13 protein-coding genes are annotated in these 17,002 nt (G+C 61.7%); 6 read left to right on the forward strand and 7 right to left on the reverse strand.

From position 1 onward, the window contains the following. Positions 1–67: 67 nt before the first annotated feature. The 4 genes from BUA94_RS18155 to BUA94_RS18170 all read right to left on the reverse strand — a co-directional run bounded on the left by BUA94_RS18155 (position 68) and on the right by BUA94_RS18170 (position 6,506). Entirely contained in the window at positions 68–2,092 is a 2,025-nt protein-coding gene (locus BUA94_RS18155; protein ID WP_084082113.1) for a S8 family peptidase, read from the reverse strand. A gap of 180 nt (positions 2,093–2,272) precedes the next feature. Then, a complete protein-coding gene (locus BUA94_RS18160; RefSeq protein ID WP_073014729.1) occupies positions 2,273–3,055 on the reverse strand; it encodes a Bax inhibitor-1/YccA family protein in 783 nt (260 codons plus the stop codon). Between the two features lie 170 nt (positions 3,056–3,225). Continuing rightward, positions 3,226–5,793: an ABC transporter permease gene (locus BUA94_RS18165; RefSeq protein ID WP_073014730.1), complete on the reverse strand. Its 2,568-nt coding sequence runs from the start codon at positions 5,791–5,793 to the stop codon at positions 3,226–3,228. Beyond that, entirely contained in the window at positions 5,790–6,506 is a 717-nt protein-coding gene (locus BUA94_RS18170) for an ABC transporter ATP-binding protein (RefSeq protein WP_073014731.1), read from the reverse strand. Before BUA94_RS18170 ends, BUA94_RS18165 begins: the two co-directional genes overlap by 4 nt. A gap of 139 nt (positions 6,507–6,645) precedes the next feature. Here BUA94_RS18170 and BUA94_RS18175 point away from each other — a divergent pair, with 139 nt between their 5' ends. The 3 genes from BUA94_RS18175 to thpR all read left to right on the forward strand — a co-directional run bounded on the left by BUA94_RS18175 (position 6,646) and on the right by thpR (position 9,494). Beyond that, positions 6,646–7,281: an arylesterase gene (locus BUA94_RS18175; protein WP_073014920.1), complete on the forward strand. Its 636-nt coding sequence runs from the start codon at positions 6,646–6,648 to the stop codon at positions 7,279–7,281. Positions 7,282–7,357: 76 nt separating this feature from the next. After that, positions 7,358–8,410 carry an aldo/keto reductase gene (locus BUA94_RS18180; protein ID WP_073014732.1) on the forward strand — a complete coding sequence of 351 codons (1,053 nt, stop codon included), beginning with the start codon at positions 7,358–7,360 and terminating at the stop codon, positions 8,408–8,410. Between the two features lie 523 nt (positions 8,411–8,933). Beyond that, entirely contained in the window at positions 8,934–9,494 is a 561-nt protein-coding gene (gene thpR, locus BUA94_RS18185) for an RNA 2',3'-cyclic phosphodiesterase (RefSeq protein ID WP_073014733.1), read from the forward strand. Positions 9,495–9,593: 99 nt separating this feature from the next. Here thpR and BUA94_RS18190 read toward each other — a convergent pair whose 3' ends face one another. After that, positions 9,594–10,778 (reverse strand): glycosyltransferase family 4 protein, encoded by a 1,185-nt coding sequence (locus tag BUA94_RS18190; protein WP_073014734.1) that lies wholly within the window; start codon positions 10,776–10,778, stop codon positions 9,594–9,596. A gap of 98 nt (positions 10,779–10,876) precedes the next feature. On the opposite strand from BUA94_RS18190, the gene BUA94_RS18195 reads away from it, so the two are divergent. Next, a complete protein-coding gene (locus BUA94_RS18195; protein WP_073014735.1) occupies positions 10,877–11,674 on the forward strand; it encodes an alpha/beta hydrolase in 798 nt (265 codons plus the stop codon). 7 nt (positions 11,675–11,681) lie between these two features. Here BUA94_RS18195 and BUA94_RS18200 read toward each other — a convergent pair whose 3' ends face one another. Continuing rightward, entirely contained in the window at positions 11,682–12,323 is a 642-nt protein-coding gene (locus tag BUA94_RS18200; protein WP_073014736.1) for a DNA-3-methyladenine glycosylase family protein, read from the reverse strand. Between the two features lie 148 nt (positions 12,324–12,471). Between BUA94_RS18200 and gluQRS the strand changes: the two genes are divergently transcribed. Next, entirely contained in the window at positions 12,472–13,398 is a 927-nt protein-coding gene (gluQRS, locus tag BUA94_RS18205) for a tRNA glutamyl-Q(34) synthetase GluQRS (RefSeq protein WP_073014921.1), read from the forward strand. A 305-nt stretch (positions 13,399–13,703) separates the two neighbouring features. Beyond that, the gene (locus BUA94_RS18210) at positions 13,704–15,812 is read left to right on the forward strand and encodes a putative bifunctional diguanylate cyclase/phosphodiesterase (protein WP_073014737.1); all 2,109 of its coding nucleotides are present in this window, start codon (positions 13,704–13,706) and stop codon (positions 15,810–15,812) included. Positions 15,813–15,835: 23 nt separating this feature from the next. Here BUA94_RS18210 and BUA94_RS18215 read toward each other — a convergent pair whose 3' ends face one another. Next, the gene (locus BUA94_RS18215) at positions 15,836–16,801 is read right to left on the reverse strand and encodes an AEC family transporter (protein ID WP_073014738.1); all 966 of its coding nucleotides are present in this window, start codon (positions 16,799–16,801) and stop codon (positions 15,836–15,838) included. Between the last annotated feature and the right edge of the window lie 201 nt (positions 16,802–17,002).

Genomic DNA, 17,002 nt, shown 5'->3' on the forward strand with positions numbered 1-17,002 from the left:
AAAAGATCACGAAGGCAAAAAAAGACCGCCGTCCGGGGTGCGCCCGGGCGGCGGTTTTCTGTTTGGATCAGAAGCGGAAAGCGAGGCCGGCGTTCAGCGAATGAGACTGTGCATTGGACCGCAGCTCCCCGCCATAGCTCAGCTTGGCTGTCACAGTTTCAGTCAGGTTGGCGGCATGGACGCCCAGGTTTACCCGGAAGACATCCCGGCCGATCCTGGAGGATGAGCCGGTTACCGGGCTGCCCAGCAAGGTGACCGTGCGGCTTTCCGATGCCGGACCGAGGTCTCGGGCATAGGCAAGTTCCATGGCGGGGGTCACGGAGAGGCTCTCCGTTTTCACCGGGTTGAAGGCAAGCCGTACCCCTGCACCGGCTTCTCCGCCGGTCGAGGTCTTGCTCTCCAGCGCCACGCCAAAGATGCCTGCGCCATTTTCCGTTCCGCTGCCCTGGGACATGTTCGAGACCCGGCCCGAAATGAACGGTTTTGCGGTCAGCGCCGAAGTTTCGAAGGCCATTCCGAGACGGCCGGACAGCCAGACGCCGACATCGGTGCTCTCCGTATTGCCGGACAGGCTGGAGCCGAGAACGGTGCCGCTGGTTCCGGAGATGGAATTGCGCCGCGTTGCGCCTTCGAAACGGGCAACGCCTGCATTGGCTTCGGCGAACAGCATGTCCTGCGAGAAAGCTCCATAAAGCGTGGCATAAAGGCCGTTCTGGTGAGACCGGTCGCCGCCACCATGGGAGGCCGTTGCAGTGTAGCCTGCACCGGCACCTGCACGGAACGTGTCGGTCAGAAGGATTTCCGCTCCGGCCATGAGACCGCCGACACGGCTGGTCATGTTGCTTGAGCCGCCGCTTCCGGACGTCAGGCTAACCCCGGCCAGCGGCTGCAGCCAGTAGCGCAGCGGGCTCTCCACCGGAGCCGGGCCATTGGTGCTCAGGGTCGCGCTGTCCGCGCCTTGACGGTCAAACAGGCCGGCAGCCCGGTTGTCGATCACGGACTGAACCAGATTAAGCGTCTGCTTGCGTGCAAGCGAGGAGTTGGCGAAGGCATTGGCGGTGGCGCCGTCCTTGGTCCGGGTCAGGTTGTCCAGGTTCAGCAGCCCCCAGCCGGTTTCCGCGTCCAAGCCGGCTGTGCCGATATCGGTTGCGGTTTTCAGCACCAGCTGAGCGAGATCCGTTGAAGAGGCATTGGGGAACATCTGGCGGGCAATGGCCAGGGCGCCGGTCACATGTGGCGTTGCCATGGACGTGCCGGAGAACCGGACGTAGGTTCCATCGTTGGACGTTGAATAGATCCCGTCTGCCGCCTCGTCGTCCCCGCCTCCCGGCGCGGTAATGCACCAGCTCATGGCGACGCCGCAGCGGTTCGCATAGGCTGGCATGTTGCCGTCCGGACCGATCGCCGTGACGGCGATCCAGTTCTCTGTGAGTTCCGGATAGAGATAGGGCAGCGCGGATTCGACGCCTGCGTCCATAGCGCCATCATTGCCTGTGGCAAAGACCAGCACACCATTGCGGGCGACCGCATCTCTCGCGGCTGCCAGAAGAACGGAGTTTTCTGTTTCGAATGTTGCCCGGTCTGCGTTCAGGTCTCCGCTCGGCACGTAGACGTAGCTGCCCCAGGAATTGTTGAAGAACTCGATGCCATTGCTCAGTCCATAGTCGAGGACTCGGGCAACATAGTCGTTCTCGATGGCGCCTGTGCTGTCCATGATGGCGAGGGACGCGACGGAAGCGCCGGGAGCAACACCCATCATTCCGACCCCGTTTGCCGTGGCGGCGATGATGCCGGTGACGTGGGTGCCGTGACCATTGTCATCGGTCAGGGAGGGGCCGAAGGTTGAGCCGTTCATCGAGAGCGGGCTCAGATTGGCGATCAGATCCGGATGGGTGGCGAGCACGCCGGAATCCATGACGCCGACAGTCACGCCTGCGCCGGTGTAGCCGCGGGAATGCGCGATGTTGGCCCCGGTCATCAGGAGACCCCATTGGGCGGAATATTCATCTGCCCTGGCGGTGCCTGTCAGAACTGGAAAGGAAGCTGCTGCAATTGCGAAAAGAGGGAGTAGACGCCCGTTGCGTGACGACATGATTGGAAAAATCCTAGCAAGAAAAAACAATGCATAAGTTGCTTATTTTTTCTGCAGCCGCAACTGGATTCACTTGGCCGGAAAAAGAATCTTCCGGAGGGGCAGGTCGCTGATGCCGGACATAAAAAAAGCCCGGCACTTGGCCGGGCTTCAAGGTCAGTGAGCTGTCGGTGCTGCAGATTACTTGCGGTCGCCGAAGAGCTGCAGCAGCATGATGAAGAGGTTGATGAAGTCGAGGTACAGGCGCAGCGCACCCATGATGGACTTCTTCGCAGCCACTTCGCCGCTATCGCCCTCGTAGTACATTTCCTTGATCTGCTGGGTGTCGTAGGCGGTCAGGCCGGCGAACACCAGGACGCCGATCACGGAGATCGCGAACTGCAGGGCAGACGAAGCCAGGAACAGGTTCACCAGCGAGGCGATCACGATGCCGATCAGGCCCATGAACAGGAACGAGCCCCAGGCCGACAGGTCCTTCTTCGTGGTGTAGCCGAACAGGCTGAGCGCACCGAAGGAAGCTGCGGTGATGAAGAACACGCGGGCGATCGAGCCACCGGTGTAAACCAGGAAGATCGACGACAGGGACAGACCCATGATCGCTGCATAGACCATGAAGGTGGTCTTTGCGGCGGAAGCGCTCATGGCCTGGATGCGGAAGGACAGGAACATGACGGCGCCGAGCGGCGCGAGCATCACCACCCACTTCAGCGGGCTGCCATAGAGCGCGACGCCGAGGGAGGTCAGCAGGGTGCCGTTGCCCATCTGGGCGGCAGCCTGGTTCGGATCCGTGGTGGTGGCCAGGAAGATGGTGCCAAGTGCAAACAGGCCGGTCAGAGCCAGACCGAACGTCATGTAGTTATAGACGCCCAGCATGTAGCTGCGCAGGCCCTGGTCGATGGATGCATCGGCATGCGAGCCGGCCACCGAATAAGCCGAATTCGAATTTCGGTTAAAGGTCGACATTCGCTTCATTCCCCTTGTGATAGATTGTTCAGCTGTTTCCAGCCGATTACCTCGCTCGAAATATGGGCGAGCCGGAAACGCATAACAAGATGGCGCGGCCTAAAAAACCATTACGGTTAAGTCAGGTTTTCCGGGCGCTTGCCGCCTGTTCACTTGTTTGTGACCGCCAATCAGAGATTGCGAAGCACAGGCGCCGGTTTCTCGCCGAGAACTTTCCAGGTGCCGATCAGGCCGAAGCTGACCGTCAGCACCAGCGCGATCAGGGCAGCTCCGACCGCCGTGAAGGGCAGAAGGGCGAAACTGCCATTCATAACCTGCGTGGTGACAAACCAGGCGGCAAGCCCACCGGCAACCATGGCGAAGACCGCGGTGGAAAGCCCGAGAATGGCGTATTCCAGCCCATAGGCGATCATCAGCCTGCGCCGCGTTGCCCCTAGTGTCTTCAGGATCACGGCATCGTAGATCCGGTTGCGGTGTCCGGCAGCCAGCGCCCCGGCCAGCACCAGAACACTGGCGATCAGCGTGATGGAGGACGCGCCCCGGATGGCCCAGGCGAGCTGTTCCACCAGATCATTGACCTGAGAAATCGCGTCCTTCACCCGGATCGCCGTCACCGTCGGGAAGGCATTGGCCACCTTGCGCAGAAGGTCCAGTTCGGTTTCGGCCGGCACATCCAAATCCCAGGCGACGGTCATCAAATTTGCGTGTGGTGCCCCCGCAAAGGTGTTGGGCGAGAAGACCATGACGAAATTGATCGAGAGCGACCGCCACTCGACCTTCCTTGTATTGGCAATCTCGGCCGTGATTTCCCGGCCCAGAACATTGACGGTCACCTCGTCGCCGATCTTGAGGCCAAGATCGCGGGCAGCCTCATCCTCGAAGGACACGAGCGGCTTGCCGGAATAGCCCTCCGGCCACCAGTCCCCGGTCACCAGCTTGGAGTTTTCCGGCAGCTTGTCCTCATAGGTGATGCCGCGGTCGCCGCGCAGGATCCAGGCAGAGTTGGGCGGTGCCTGGATTTCTTCCACCGGCACGCCCTTCAGGCTGACCAGCCTTCCGCGCAGCATGGGTACGCTCACCAGCTTTGTGCCGGTGGTCTCCTTCGAGACGAGGGTCTGGAAGGCGTCCCGTTCGCTGTTCTGGATGTCCAGGAAGAAGAAGCTCGGCGCTTCCTCCGCGATTGTCGAGGTGAGTTCCCGGCGCAGATTGCCGTCGATCAAGGCGATGGCCACCAGCAGCGACAGCCCCAGCCCGAGCGACAGGACCACGGACGGGGTCAGGGCGCCGGGGCGGTGGATGTTGGCAATTGCAAGCCGCAGCTCCGTCGATTTCTGCGGCGGCATCTTGCGGGCAGCGGACATGATCATCCGGGCGACGACAACCAGCAGCAGGAAAGCGATGGCGGAGGCGGCGATATAGATCAGCGCGATGCGCAGATCATAGGCAAGAAGCAGGGCGATGGCGCAAAGGGCCGCCGTCATGGCAGCGGTTGCGACCAGATAGCGTTTGCGCGGCAGGCGGGGGCCGCCCGCGACAATATCTCGGAAAAGGGCGGTCGGCGGCACGTCGTGAGCCCGGCCCAGCGGCCAGAGCGCAAAGGCGAGCGCGGTCAGGAAGCCATAGAGCAGACCAAGGCCCAGTTCGGCCGGGTAGAGGCTGGTCTCGAGCGCGACCGGCAAGACGCCGGAAAGGGCAGCTGCGGCGGCGAAGGGAATGATCGCCCCGACGACAAGCCCGATGGCAATGCCGATGGCCGCCAGGCAGAGCATCTGCACCAGATAGATCTGGAAGACGAAGCCTCCGGTCGCGCCAAGGCACTTGAAGCTGGCAATGACCTCGCGCTTGGTCTCGAGGAAGGCCCGGATGGCATTGGCAACACCCACGCCGCCGACGACCAGGGCCGTCAGGCCGACAAGGGTGAGAAACTGTGCGAAGCGGTCGATATTCCGCTGCAGGCCGGGTGCGGCATTGACCCGCGAGCGGATTCGCCAGCCGGCCTTGGGATAGGCCTCTTCCGTGCTCTCGATCAGGCTCTTCAAGCCCTCGTCATCAACGGGGCTTGCCAGTTTCACCCGGTAGTTCCAGCGGGCAAGGCTGCCTGGCTGGATCAGGCCAGTGTCCGCCAGCGCGCCTTCCGAGATCATCAGGCGCGGACCGAACTCCATTCCTTCGGCGAGCTTGTCCGGTTCCTTGGCAATCACGCCGGTGATGCGGACATTTGTCCGGCCAAGGGCAATGGTGTCGCCCTTCTTGATGTTCAGCCGCGAGAGCAGGGAAGGATCAGCGGCAGCGCCCCACTCCCCGTTTGTTTTCTCAAGCACGGTTTGCAGCGGCTGGCCGTCGTCCAGGTCCAGCGTTCCATAGAGCGGATAGGCATCATCGGCGGTCTTCAGCTCCACTATGGTCTGGTCGGAGCTGTCGGTGGTCCGTGCCATGGCCCTGAGGGTGATGGCTCTGGAGGTGGTGCCGAGACTGTCCAGATAGGCCGTCTCCTCGGGAGCCGCCTCCCGGAGCACCAGCGAAAAGGCCAGATCGCCGCCCAGAATGGACTGGCCTTCCGAGGAAATGCCCTCCGTCAGCGCACGGGACACCGAGGTTACGCCTGCGATTGCGGCAACGCCCAGGGCGATGCAGGCGATGAAGATGTAAAAACCCTTCAGGCCGCCGCGCAATTCGCGCAGGGCAAAACGGACGGCAAGGGAAAAGCCGGGCGAGGCGGCAGGGCGGGCCGCGCTCATGCAGGTACCTCTTCGGCGGAGATCTGGTGAGGCTGGTCTTCCTGCTCGATCTCGCCGGAGCGCACGCGGATCATTCGGTCGCAGCGGCGGGCCAGAGCCGGATCGTGGGTGACGAGAACCAGCGTCATGTTGCGGGCTTTCTGGGCCGAGAACATCAATTCGACAATCTGGTTGCCGGTGCTTTCGTCCAGGTTGCCGGTCGGCTCGTCCGCAATGAGGATCTTCGGTTCCACCACAAGCGCCCGCGCCACGGCCACGCGCTGCTGTTCACCGCCGGACATCTGCGCCGGATAATGGTGCAGGCGATGGCTGAGGCCTACGGCCTCGAGTTCGCGGGTCGCCTTGGAAAAGGCCTCCCTGTCGCCTGCAAGCTCCAGCGGAACCGCAACGTTTTCAAGGGCCGTCATGTTGGGAACAAGGTGGAACGACTGAAAGATGATGCCGACATTCTGGCCGCGGAAGCGGGCAAGACCGTCTTCGCTCAACGGAGACAGATCCGTTCCGGCCACCCGCACGCTGCCCTTGTCCGCCCGCTCCAGTCCGGCCATGACCATCAGCAGCGTGGACTTGCCCGATCCGGACGGGCCGATCAGCCCGACGGCCGTGCCTTGTTCAATGGCAAGGTCGATGCCCTTGAGGATGTGGACCCTTCCGGCGCCCTCGCCGAGGCTGAGATGAACATTCTGGAGAGCGATCGCGGAAAGTGCTGTCATGCTGCCTGCCGTATTCTATGCACCGGGGCCGGTGAATTGATATTTCTGCTCGGCTGGAACGAAGAAGCCTCACGGTCTTCCTTGTCTTTTGAGCATCTGCGACCATATGGGACCCGATATCATCAAGATCCAGACCGTCATGCGCCTCAAATTGTATCAGCTTGTCGCCATTCTGGCGTCTATCCTTTGCCTTTCTGTCTCCGCGCAGGCCGACCCGCTCAAGCTGGTCGTGCTGGGAGACAGCTTGTCCGCAGGCTATCAGCTAGGGGCGGGCGAAGGCTTTCCCGAGCAGCTGCAGAAGGCCCTGCGGGAAAAGGGGCATGACGTAGAAGTGATCAATGCGGGCGTTTCCGGCGACACGTCAAGCGGTGGGCTTTCCCGTCTTGACTGGTCTGTCGGGCCTGATGCGGACGCGGTGATCGTTGAGCTCGGCGCCAACGACATGCTCCGGGCGATCCCGCCGCAAAAGACGCGGGAGAACATTGAGGCCATCGTCGGGGGGCTGACGCAGCGGGGCGTTGCGGTGCTGGTCGCCGGCATGATGGCGCAGCGCAATCTGGGCGACGACTATGCGGAAGCCTTCGATCCCATCTTCCCGGAGGTCGCCAAGGCCCATGACGCGCTGCTTTATCCCTTCTTCCTCGAAGGGGTGGCTCTCAATCCCGATCTCAATCTGTCCGACGGCATGCATCCCAATGCGGAGGGCGTTTCCGTCATGGTGCGGAATATGCTACCCATCGTGGAAACCCTCCTGAAACAGGCTTCCGCGTCCTGAGGACCGAGCCTGTCTCTCCCAAAACATGCGTCCCCGGCCCCGTTGCCTGGATGTCCGAACAAGAGAGGATCCTTCCATGGATTACCGTCCCCTTGGCCGTACCGGTCTGAACGTCAGCTCCCTGTGCCTTGGCACCATGACCTGGGGGGAGCAGAACACGGAAGCCGAAGGCCATGCGCAGATGGATCTGGCGCTGGACCGCGGCGTCAATTTCTTTGATACGGCAGAGCTTTATCCGATCCCGCGCAATCCGGAGACCCAAGGTCGTACCGAGCGGATCATCGGCACCTGGATGAAGCAGCGCGGTACCCGCGACAAGATCGTTCTGGCGACCAAGGTGGTAGGCCGCTCCGACGCGACCTGGTTCCGTAAAGATGGCTCCGAGAGCCGCCTGACCCGTGCCCAGATCGAGGAAGCCATCGATCAGAGCCTGCGTAACCTCCAGACCGACTATGTTGATCTCTATCAGGTTCATTGGCCGGACCGGAACACCACCGGTTTCGGCGCAAACCCGACCCGCTGGAACGATCCGGAACCGGCCGGGGACGAGAATTCCATCGAAAGCACGCTTGAGGTTCTGGGCGATCTGGTGAAGGCCGGCAAGGTCCGCCACGTCGGCATTTCGAATGAATCGGCCTGGGGCACCATGCAGTATCTGAAGGCGTCGGACATGCGCGGCCTGCCGCGTGTTGCGTCGATCCAGAACGCCTATTCCCTGGTCAACCGCACCTTCGAAACGGCGCTGGCCGAGATTGCCGTTCGCGAAGATGTCGGCCTTCTGGCCTATTCCGCTCTTGCCCAGGGCTACCTCACCGGCAAGTACCGGGATGGCGCCCTGCCGCAGGGCGCGCGCAAGACGCTCTTCAACATGATGCAGCGCTATGAGCGTCCGGGCGCTTCCGAGGCGATCAACGACTATGTCGATCTGGCAAGGGAGGCCGGCCTTGATCCGGCGATGATGGCGATTGCTTTCGCTCAGTCCCGCAGCTTCGTGACCTCCGTCATCCTCGGCGCCACCCGGCGCGAACAGCTTGAGGTCGATCTGGATGCCGCAGATCTGATCCTCTCCGACGATGTTCTGAAGCGGATCGACGAGATCCATCAGTGCCGCGGCAATCCCTGCCCGTAAAACGAGGGCTTTGTTCGGGAATGCGGATGTGACCGGTGTGAAGCCGATGCGCCGCATTCCCGGCGTGCTCTCTCGAATAATGTCTTCGCACGTTCGGTTTGCCGCCCATCCTTCGAGACACCGCTTCGCGGTTCCTCAGGATGAGGGTGTTGTGTTGATGGTCTGTAAGAAAAAGCTCTGGCATCTATGCCCCTCATCCTGAGGAGGGCCGAAGGCCCGTCTCGAAGGATGGGCCGCTTGCAAAGCGTGCCGGATCCAAGCGGTGGCAGATTTGAGAAGTGCTTTGCGTGATGCCTTTTGTTTCTGTTTTTGAGAGCGGGAGAGAGTTGGCGGTGGGCCATTTGGCTCATCGCAACCTGCTCCCCGAAAAGAGAATCACTTTGCGCATTTGGGGCTGTTTTCCGCCAATGACGCGCTGCAGCATTCTTATCCAATAGCAAAAACAAGACCTTGCAGTTTTGTCTTGCGCTGAGTCCCGAGTTGATTCCTCATGGAATGATCGGGAACAGCGGAGGGCAGATCCATGCCGCGACTGTTTACAGGTCTTGAGATTCCGGCCCAGACGGGTCTCATGCTTTCTTTGCTCCGGGGAGGCCTTCGGGGCTCCCGATGGATCGATCCGGAAAACTATCACATCACCTTGCGCTTCATCGGAGACATCGATGACCGGGCTGCCGATGAACTGGCAGCAGGGCTCGACCGTATCCGGCGCAAGCCCGTGGAGGTCCGGCTCGACGGTCTTGGCTCCTTCGGCAATGGCAAGCCTCACGCGGTCTTTGCCAGAGTTGCTCCCACACCGGCCCTGATCGAATTACAGGCGGAACAGGAGAGGCTGTGCCAGCGGCTCCATCTGCCCGGCGACAAGCGCAAGTTCACGCCGCATGTGACCCTGGCCCGCTGCCGCACGTCTACAAATGCGGATGTGGCCCGCTGGCTGATGGAGCGGGGTGGCTTTCAGGCGGTGCCCTTCATCGCGGCCCGCTTCGTGCTCTTCTCCGCCCGCGAAAGCGTTGGCGGTGGTCCCTACCTGGTGGAAGAGGCCTATCCGCTGGAGGAAGAGCGAGAAGTCTTTGCCGCCTATTGAGAGAGGCGGGGAGCTTCTGTTCTCTTCGTCTCAGCAAAGATCGTTCCGTTGCGGGCTGATGGGGGCAGCACGCAGACCTTGTGATTTCAGGCGGGCCGCTCACCTCAAAAGCGACCGGTAGACATCCAGCGTTGCCGAGCACATCGCGCTCAGGGAAAAGCTCTTGCTCACATGGGCAAGCGCCCGGGCCACGAGCGCCTCCCGCTGGCCTTCCGGCAGGTCCAGCGCATGCCGCAGGGCGCTTGCGAGCGCTTCCGCATCCCCAGGGGGCACGCGCCAGCCGGTGCGCTGGTCTTCCGGCACTTCCGGCGGGGCCAGAACGGTTTCCGGCACGGCGCCGAGATTGCTGACGATCACCGGCACATGTCCCGCCTGGGCTTCCACGGCCGCCCGTCCGAAGGCTTCCGGCTCGATGGAGGCGACCACAGCCACATCCGCCAGGGCCATCGCCGCCGGGACATCCGCGCAATGGCCGGGCAGTAGCACCTGATCCTCCAGGCCATGCCGGACGATCTGGTCCTTCAGACCGGAAAGATAGCTGTCTCTCCCCTGGGCATCGCCTGCCAGCACGGCAACGGTCCGGCTGTCTCCCGCCTGTTTCAGCTGCGCCATGGCGTCGATGATGATGCCCTGGCCTTTCCAGTTGGTCAGGCGGGCGAGATTGACCACCACCGGACGGCCCGGCTCAAGACCCCAGGCGGCGGCCAGCGCTTCCTTCCGCTCTGTACTGATGGAGGCGGGCGCCAGGCTTTCCAGGTCCGATCCCCGGTGAATGACGGTGATCCTGTCCTTGGCAAAGGGGTGCCGGTCCATGATCAGGCTCGCCGTATAATGGGAATTGGCGATCACCCGGTCGGCGCGGGCCATGACCGAATTGTAGAAGGCTTTGAAGGCGTTCGATTGATTGTAGATGCCGTGATAGGTGGTCACGAAGGGCAGTTTCTCCCGCCGTGATGCCCATAGCGCCGACCAGGCCGGTGCCCGGCTGCGGGCATGAACCAGGCTGACCTTGTGCTTGCGGATCACCTCCTGCAGCCGCGCCGCATTGCGCCAGAGCGTCAGCGGGTTCTTGGACTTGACCGGCAAGGTGATGTGGATCGCTCCGAGAGCCTCCAGCTCCGGCACCAGCCGTCCCCCCTGGCTGACCACGACGGCCGTCCAGCCCGCCGCGAGGATGGCGGCGGCCACATCCACCGTTGTGCGCTCCGCTCCACCCGTTTCCAGATCCGGAATGACCTGCAGGATCACGGGGGCATTGGCGCGGGCGGAAGAACTGGTCTGCACGGGGCGGCTCCGGTCTGGATATCAGCTTCGCCCTTCTCAGGACGCTTCGCCTGTGCCAGAAACCCCGGATCAGACGGACAGTACGGCAGAGCCATAATATGCAGGAACAAGATCCGCAATTCATCACCGCTGGAAAAACCGGCGCTGAGCGTCAGATCGCCGTGCTTCATCTGGAGGGTGCAGGTGCTGGTTCCGGACCTGGCCTGTTCTGGCTGTCCGGCTTCAAGTCCGACATGAGCGGCAGCAAGGCGCAGGCGCTTGCCGCCTTCGCCGCCCGGCGGGGCTGCTCCTGCACCCGGTTTGACTACACCGGTCACGGCCAGTCCGGCGGCCTTTTCGAGGATGCTTGCGTGTCCGACTGGCTGGAGGATGCCCGGGCGGCTTTTGAGCAGTTCTGCACTGGCCCGACGGTTCTGGTCGGGTCTTCCATGGGCGGCTGGATTGCCATGCTGCTGGCGCTCGCCTTGAAGGAGACGGGCCTGATCAAGGGCATCGTGCTGATCGCCCCTGCCGCCGATTTCACCGAAGAGCTGATGTGGAAGCAGCGATTCACCGGCGAGATCCGCGAGACGATCCTGCGCGACGGCCGCTGGCAGCAGCCCTCGGCCTATTCGGAAGATCCTTACGTGATTACAAGAAAGCTGATCGAGGACGGCCGCAACCATCTGATCCTGGGGCGCAGCCTTGAGATCGGCTGTCCTGTGACCATCCTGCAAGGGGCGCTGGACCCGGATGTGCCCTGGCAGCATGCGGTGCGCCTTGCCGAAGCGCTCCCCTCGGATGATGTCACCTTCACGCTCATTCCCGATGGCGATCACAGGCTGTCCCGGCCGGAGGATCTGGAACGGATCGAGCGGGCCGTGGCCGCTCTTCTGGACGAGGCGGCCCGACGCTGACATCTGCTCAGAGCGGCAGGACGTCCTTGCCCTGTTTCATCTTGCGGTAATGCGCCCAAAGAAGCCGTGCAGCGACTGCGCGCCAGGGCGCCCAGTCCCCGGCGATCCTGTCCATTTCCTTGACCGATGGTCGTGCGTCCAGCTTGAAGATATCTGCAGCTGCCACTTGCAGAGCGAGGTCGCTGCTCGGGAAGACATCCGGGTGACCGGCGCAGAAAAGCAGGAAGATATCCGCGCTCCAGCGGCCAATACCTTTGATCCGGCAAAGCGCCGCATGGGCCTCTTCCGCCGGGCGGCTGGCAAGCCGGGCAGGGTCCAGCCCCTCTTCGCAGGCCTTGGCCATGGCGCGAAGCGTGGCTGTCTTGGCACGGGACATGCCGAGCGCCAGAAGCTCTTCATCGCTCACCCTGGCAAGTCCCGACGGATCCAGCGGCACGACCCGTTGCTCCAGCCTTGCAAAGATCGCCGAGGCGCTGGCAATGGAGAGCAGTTGGCCGGTGACGATATGGGCAAGCCCGGCAAAATCCGCTGGCCTGCGCCTCAGGGGCAGCGGGGCGAGCGTTTCAGCGAAAGAAGCCAGGCGCGGGTCGATCCTCACAAGGGCGGCGAGGCCGCGCTCGAGATCGGTTTCGGTTTCAATCGGCGTCACGGCAGCTCTCTGGTCGCGGTCAAACGGCTTGTCCCATGGTCAGGGCCTGTTAGAAACGGAAGGCATCTTGTCCTTCAGGCTGGTCTATCATTCCTCAAGGCCCAATGCGCCTTCTTCCTTTCGTGCTGGCAACCCGGTTTCAGATCTGATGTCCCCTTCCGTCTTCCGGTTCGCGCCTTCTCCTAACGGCCATCTGCATCTCGGGCACGCTTTGTCGGCTCTGCTGAATGCGCGGGCCGCATCCGCAACGGGTGGGCGGTTTCTGGTGCGGATCGAGGATATCGACCAGACCCGCTGCACACCGCAGCTGGAAGCAGAGCTGCTGGAGGATCTGGCCTGGCTGGAGCTTGAATACGAGCGGCCCGTGCTGCGTCAATCCGAACATTTTGCCGACTACGCAAAGGCACTGGCACGACTGGAAGCCATGGGGCTGGTCTATCGAGGCTATCTGACCCGGGCCGAAATCAGGCGCCACGTTGAGGCGGAAGACCGGGCGGGGCGCCTCTGGCCGCGCGATCCGGATGGCGCGCCGCTCTATCCCCGCGATGACATGGTGCTGACCGCGGACGAGCTGGCCGCGCGGGCAGCCTCTGATGCGCCTTATGCGCTGCGGCTGGATATGGCGCGGGCGCTTTCCCTGGCGGGGCAGGACCTGACCTGGCGCGAGTGTCCTTCCGAGGTGCCGCGCGATGGCGCCGTTCCCTCAAACTGGAACGTTCCCGAGATTGTTCCGGCTGATCCGGGAGCCTGGGGGGATGTGGTCCTTGCCCGCAAGGATACGCCCACCAGTTACCATCTCTCCGTCGTGGTCGACGATGCTCGTCAGGGCATCACCGACGTCTTGCGTGGCCGCGATCTCTACGCGGCCACCTCCGTGCACCGTCTTTTGCAAAGCCTGCTGGACTTGCCGGAACCGTCCTATCGCCATCACCGGCTGATCCTCGGTGAGGATGGCAGGAAACTGTCGAAATCCCGTCAGGACACCGGGCTGCGGGCTTTGCGCGAGGCGGGCTGGAACCTGGCTCGGCTCCGTGCCGCGATAGATGTTTTTGACCCGCTAGGTGTTTTTTCCTAGTTACTTTAGACGGGTAACATTCTTCTTGTGATTGTTTCTTGGAGTGGGTTTGTTCACCTGGGGTAGGTAGTTGTTAAGTATATGAAAATTATCTATTTATACATAACTCTCCGAGTATAACGGCATGAAGGTTCCCTAGGGATGAGGAGCGGGTCATGTCCTACGTAATGGCTTTCTTGTCGGTTCTGGTTTTTTCTGCACTGCGGGCGCATGGAACTTGGCGCCGCAAACAGGAAGCGCGCGTGGCGATTGCCCGTAACTCCGCTGGCAGGCCGCGCTCGCACTAAGATGATTTATGGTGCGAAATGAATTTGATCGCAGCTGTCCGTGTTCTACGGGAAAAGGCGCTGCAGAAGGTATTCGTCCGCTCGACCATCTATATGGCGCTGATGCTTTGCCTGTTTGCGTTTCTCGTGTCAGTGGTGACCTTTCATTTCCAGGCTGGGAAGATCCGCGAAGACGTTGAAGAGCGGGCTTTTCACGTTGCAGGTTTCGTTGCCTCCGTGGTCGGTCCGGATCTGGTTCGTCAGAACGTCGACCGGCTGGGCCAGCTTATGAACCAGCTGGCGAGCAAGAACCCCATCAAGTTTGCGCGCGTCTATTCCGTTGAAGGCAAGGTCATCGCTTCGGATGAGGATTCTTCGCGCCGCGTCAGTCGCCGCATGATTGATGTCGATGTGCTCAGATCCATTCTTCAGGGCACCCAGATTACCCGTGAAAACGATGCAAGGGTCGAGCAGATCCAGCCGGTCTTCTTCGACGGGGAGGTGATCGGCGCGGTCTCCGTTGTGATCTCGAAGGACAGATTGCAGGAGCTGCGCTTCGATGTGATCCTGCAGTTTGGCCTGCTGATCCTGGCGATGTGCATTTTGTTCCTGCCCATGGTCGCCTATCTCATGTACCGCTCGACCCATGGCATCAGCCGCCTGACGCAAATGTCGAACGAAGCAGCGCAGGGCTTTCTCGATCCGAATATTCCGACCGATACGCCAGGCGAGGTCGGAGAATTGCAGACTGCCGTCCGCACCATGGTGACGAACTGGAGCAAGACGATCCAGTCCGTCGAATATCTGGCGAACATGGATTCCGTCACGGGCCTGCCGAACCGTTTGAAGTTCGAGAACACGGCCACCCAGTTGGTCGAGTTCAATCCCAAGGCAACCGGCGGCCTGCTGCTTGTCGACCTCGACCGGTTCAAGGCCATTAATGACACCTTTGGTCATGCGGTGGGGGACAAGCTTCTGAAGCTGGTCGGGGAGCGGATCGTCACGACGGTCACCGAATTCTGCCCTGGTAAGACCCGGTCCAAGCCGCTGATTGCGCGGTTTTCCGGTGACGAGTTCACCATCCTTCTGCCGGGGCTGAATGACCGGGAGGTGCTGAGCGAACTGGCCGAACTGATCCTGGCGCGGATGAGCCGTCCCTTCAAGATCGACAGCCACAGTCTTCGCACCCGGGCCAGCATCGGTGTCGCGGTCTATCCGGATGACGGCAAGACTGAAAGCGAACTGCTTCAATGCGCAGATCTCGCCTTGCATCGCGCCAAGCTGAATGGCCGCGATCAGATGGTGATGTTCAACCAGAGCATCCGCGACGAGGCGCAGGAGCGTGACCGCATCGAGAACAGCCTGCGCATGGCCGAGGAAAACGGCGAGCTGGAAGTCTATTACCAGCCAAAGATCGACATGGTCAGCGGCCGCTGGGTCGGGGCCGAGGCGTTGCTGCGCTGGACCCATCCGGAGCTTGGGCGCGTGTCACCGGTCAAGTTCATTCCGATCGCGGAAGAATGCGGCCTGATTGGCCCGATCGGGGAATTCGTTCTGCGGCGCAGCCTTGCCCAGATGAAGGAACTCATCGACGAAGGCCATGACCTGACGGTCGCGGTCAATGTCGCGCCGGTTCAGTTGCGTTCTCCCTATTTCACCGACCGCACGCTTGGCATTCTGGGGGAGAGCGGCTATCCGCTCCACCGCCTGGAGCTGGAGATCACCGAGTCCGGCGTCATGGAAAGCCCGGTCAATATCGAGCAGCAGATTTCCCCGATCCGGGACGAGGGGGTCCGCTTTGCCATTGACGATTTCGGCACCGGTTATTCCAGCCTCAGCAATCTGGCGACGATGCCTTTCGATACGCTGAAGATTGACCGGTCCTTTGTCATGTCCATGGCCGAAAGCGAGGACCGCCGGATCATCGTTCAGCTGATCCTGATGATGGCCAAGCAATTGCGCATGCAGACCGTGGCCGAAGGCATCGAAACCGAGACACAGCTCGCCGCTCTGAAGGAATGGGGCGCGTCCTACGGGCAGGGCTTCCTCTGGAGCACGCCAGTGCCTTTCGCGGAGTTTGCCGCCAAGGTCCGGGAGCAGGCTTCAGAAAACGCGCTTGCGGCCAAGTCCGAACCTTCGGCTGCCTGACGCGCTTTGGTCGGCCTTTTTCTTCAGTTCATCCGCCACAGATCGAGCAGATAGACCCAGATGCCGCTGGTCACCACTGCTGCCATTGTGGTCAGCGTGATGGAATTGGCGGACATGGCGTGTCCCGTGCCATAGCGGCTGGCGAAGATATAGACGTTGATGCCTGTCGGGCAGGCTGCCGTCAGGGTTGCCGCCGCCGTCCAGATCGGCGGCAAATGGAACACATAGGCCGACAGGACGAAAATGATTGCCGGCATCAGGACGATCTTCACGAGGCTGAGCAGGATGCCGGGCAGCACATTGCCCCGAATGCCATAGCGCACCATGCTGGTGCCAAGTGACAGCAGGGCGACTGGCAGGGCAGCAGAGGAAAGACGGCCCAGCACGTCGGCAAAGATGCCGGTTACAGGCAGTTTCAGCGTGCGCCAGATTACAGCCGCCACGATGGCCAGCACGATTGGATTTGTCGCCAGGTTCTTGCAGACGCTGAGGATCAGTGCGGGAAGGTCCGGCGCTTCGGCCATGCCGTCCTTTGCGGCTGCCCGTTCCATCAGGATGGCAATTGCCACGGTCATGACCGGCAGGTGCACCGACAGCAGGATGAGCAGGGGGACCTGGCCCGCCTCGCCATAGACGGACGAAATCAGCGGCAGACCGACCATGGCGGAATTGGAAAAGACCGAAGAAATACCGCCGATCACACCTGCGCGCGCATCGCGTCCGAACCCTTTGCGGATCATCAGGGTGGAAAAGGTCCAGGAAATCGCGACGCCGCTGAAATAGGCCGCCCACAGCTGCCAGGGGTTCTGATCGCCCAGTTGCACCACTGCGAGGGTCTTGAACAGCAGCGCCGGAATACCGACCACATAGACAAACTGCCCCAGCGCATCCCCTGTGCTTTCCTTGAGGATGCCGGTTCTTGCCAGCACATATCCGAGTCCGATCAGGGCGAAGACGGGAAGGACGATCGCAAGAATATCCAGGGACATTGCATTCTCTATGGCTGCGGGTTTTGGATTTGCTAACCTGTAGGCAGGCAGGATCCCGCAAATGAAGCTGGCGGAGAGGCAGAGGCGGATTGTTCAAAAGCCGCCGGGGGCAGAACCATCACAGCTTTGAAAATGACGGGTGAATGCAGGACTGACAAGACCTGATCTGTCCTGGAGCGTACCGGAAAGGGTCCAAAATTC

It is taken from the genome of Roseibium suaedae, assembly GCF_900142725.1.
Lineage (GTDB): Bacteria > Pseudomonadota > Alphaproteobacteria > Rhizobiales > Stappiaceae > Roseibium > Roseibium suaedae.

Bases quoted from the DNA above. Each gene is read 5' to 3' on its own strand.
- BUA94_RS18155 (WP_084082113.1), bottom strand. From the start codon at position 2,092: ATGTCGTCACGCAACGGGCGTCTACTCCCTCTTTTCGCAATTGCAGCA.
- BUA94_RS18160 (WP_073014729.1), bottom strand. From the start codon at position 3,055: ATGTCGACCTTTAACCGAAATTCGAATTCGGCTTATTCGGTGGCCGGC.
- BUA94_RS18165 (WP_073014730.1), bottom strand. From the start codon at position 5,793: ATGAGCGCGGCCCGCCCTGCCGCCTCGCCCGGCTTTTCCCTTGCCGTC.
- BUA94_RS18170 (WP_073014731.1), bottom strand. From the start codon at position 6,506: ATGACAGCACTTTCCGCGATCGCTCTCCAGAATGTTCATCTCAGCCTC.
- BUA94_RS18175 (WP_073014920.1), top strand. From the start codon at position 6,646: ATGCGCCTCAAATTGTATCAGCTTGTCGCCATTCTGGCGTCTATCCTT.
- BUA94_RS18180 (WP_073014732.1), top strand. From the start codon at position 7,358: ATGGATTACCGTCCCCTTGGCCGTACCGGTCTGAACGTCAGCTCCCTG.
- thpR (WP_073014733.1), top strand. From the start codon at position 8,934: ATGCCGCGACTGTTTACAGGTCTTGAGATTCCGGCCCAGACGGGTCTC.
- BUA94_RS18195 (WP_073014735.1), top strand. From the start codon at position 10,877: ATGCAGGAACAAGATCCGCAATTCATCACCGCTGGAAAAACCGGCGCT.
- gluQRS (WP_073014921.1), top strand. From the start codon at position 12,472: ATGTCCCCTTCCGTCTTCCGGTTCGCGCCTTCTCCTAACGGCCATCTG.
- BUA94_RS18210 (WP_073014737.1), top strand. From the start codon at position 13,704: ATGAATTTGATCGCAGCTGTCCGTGTTCTACGGGAAAAGGCGCTGCAG.
- BUA94_RS18215 (WP_073014738.1), bottom strand. From the start codon at position 16,801: ATGTCCCTGGATATTCTTGCGATCGTCCTTCCCGTCTTCGCCCTGATC.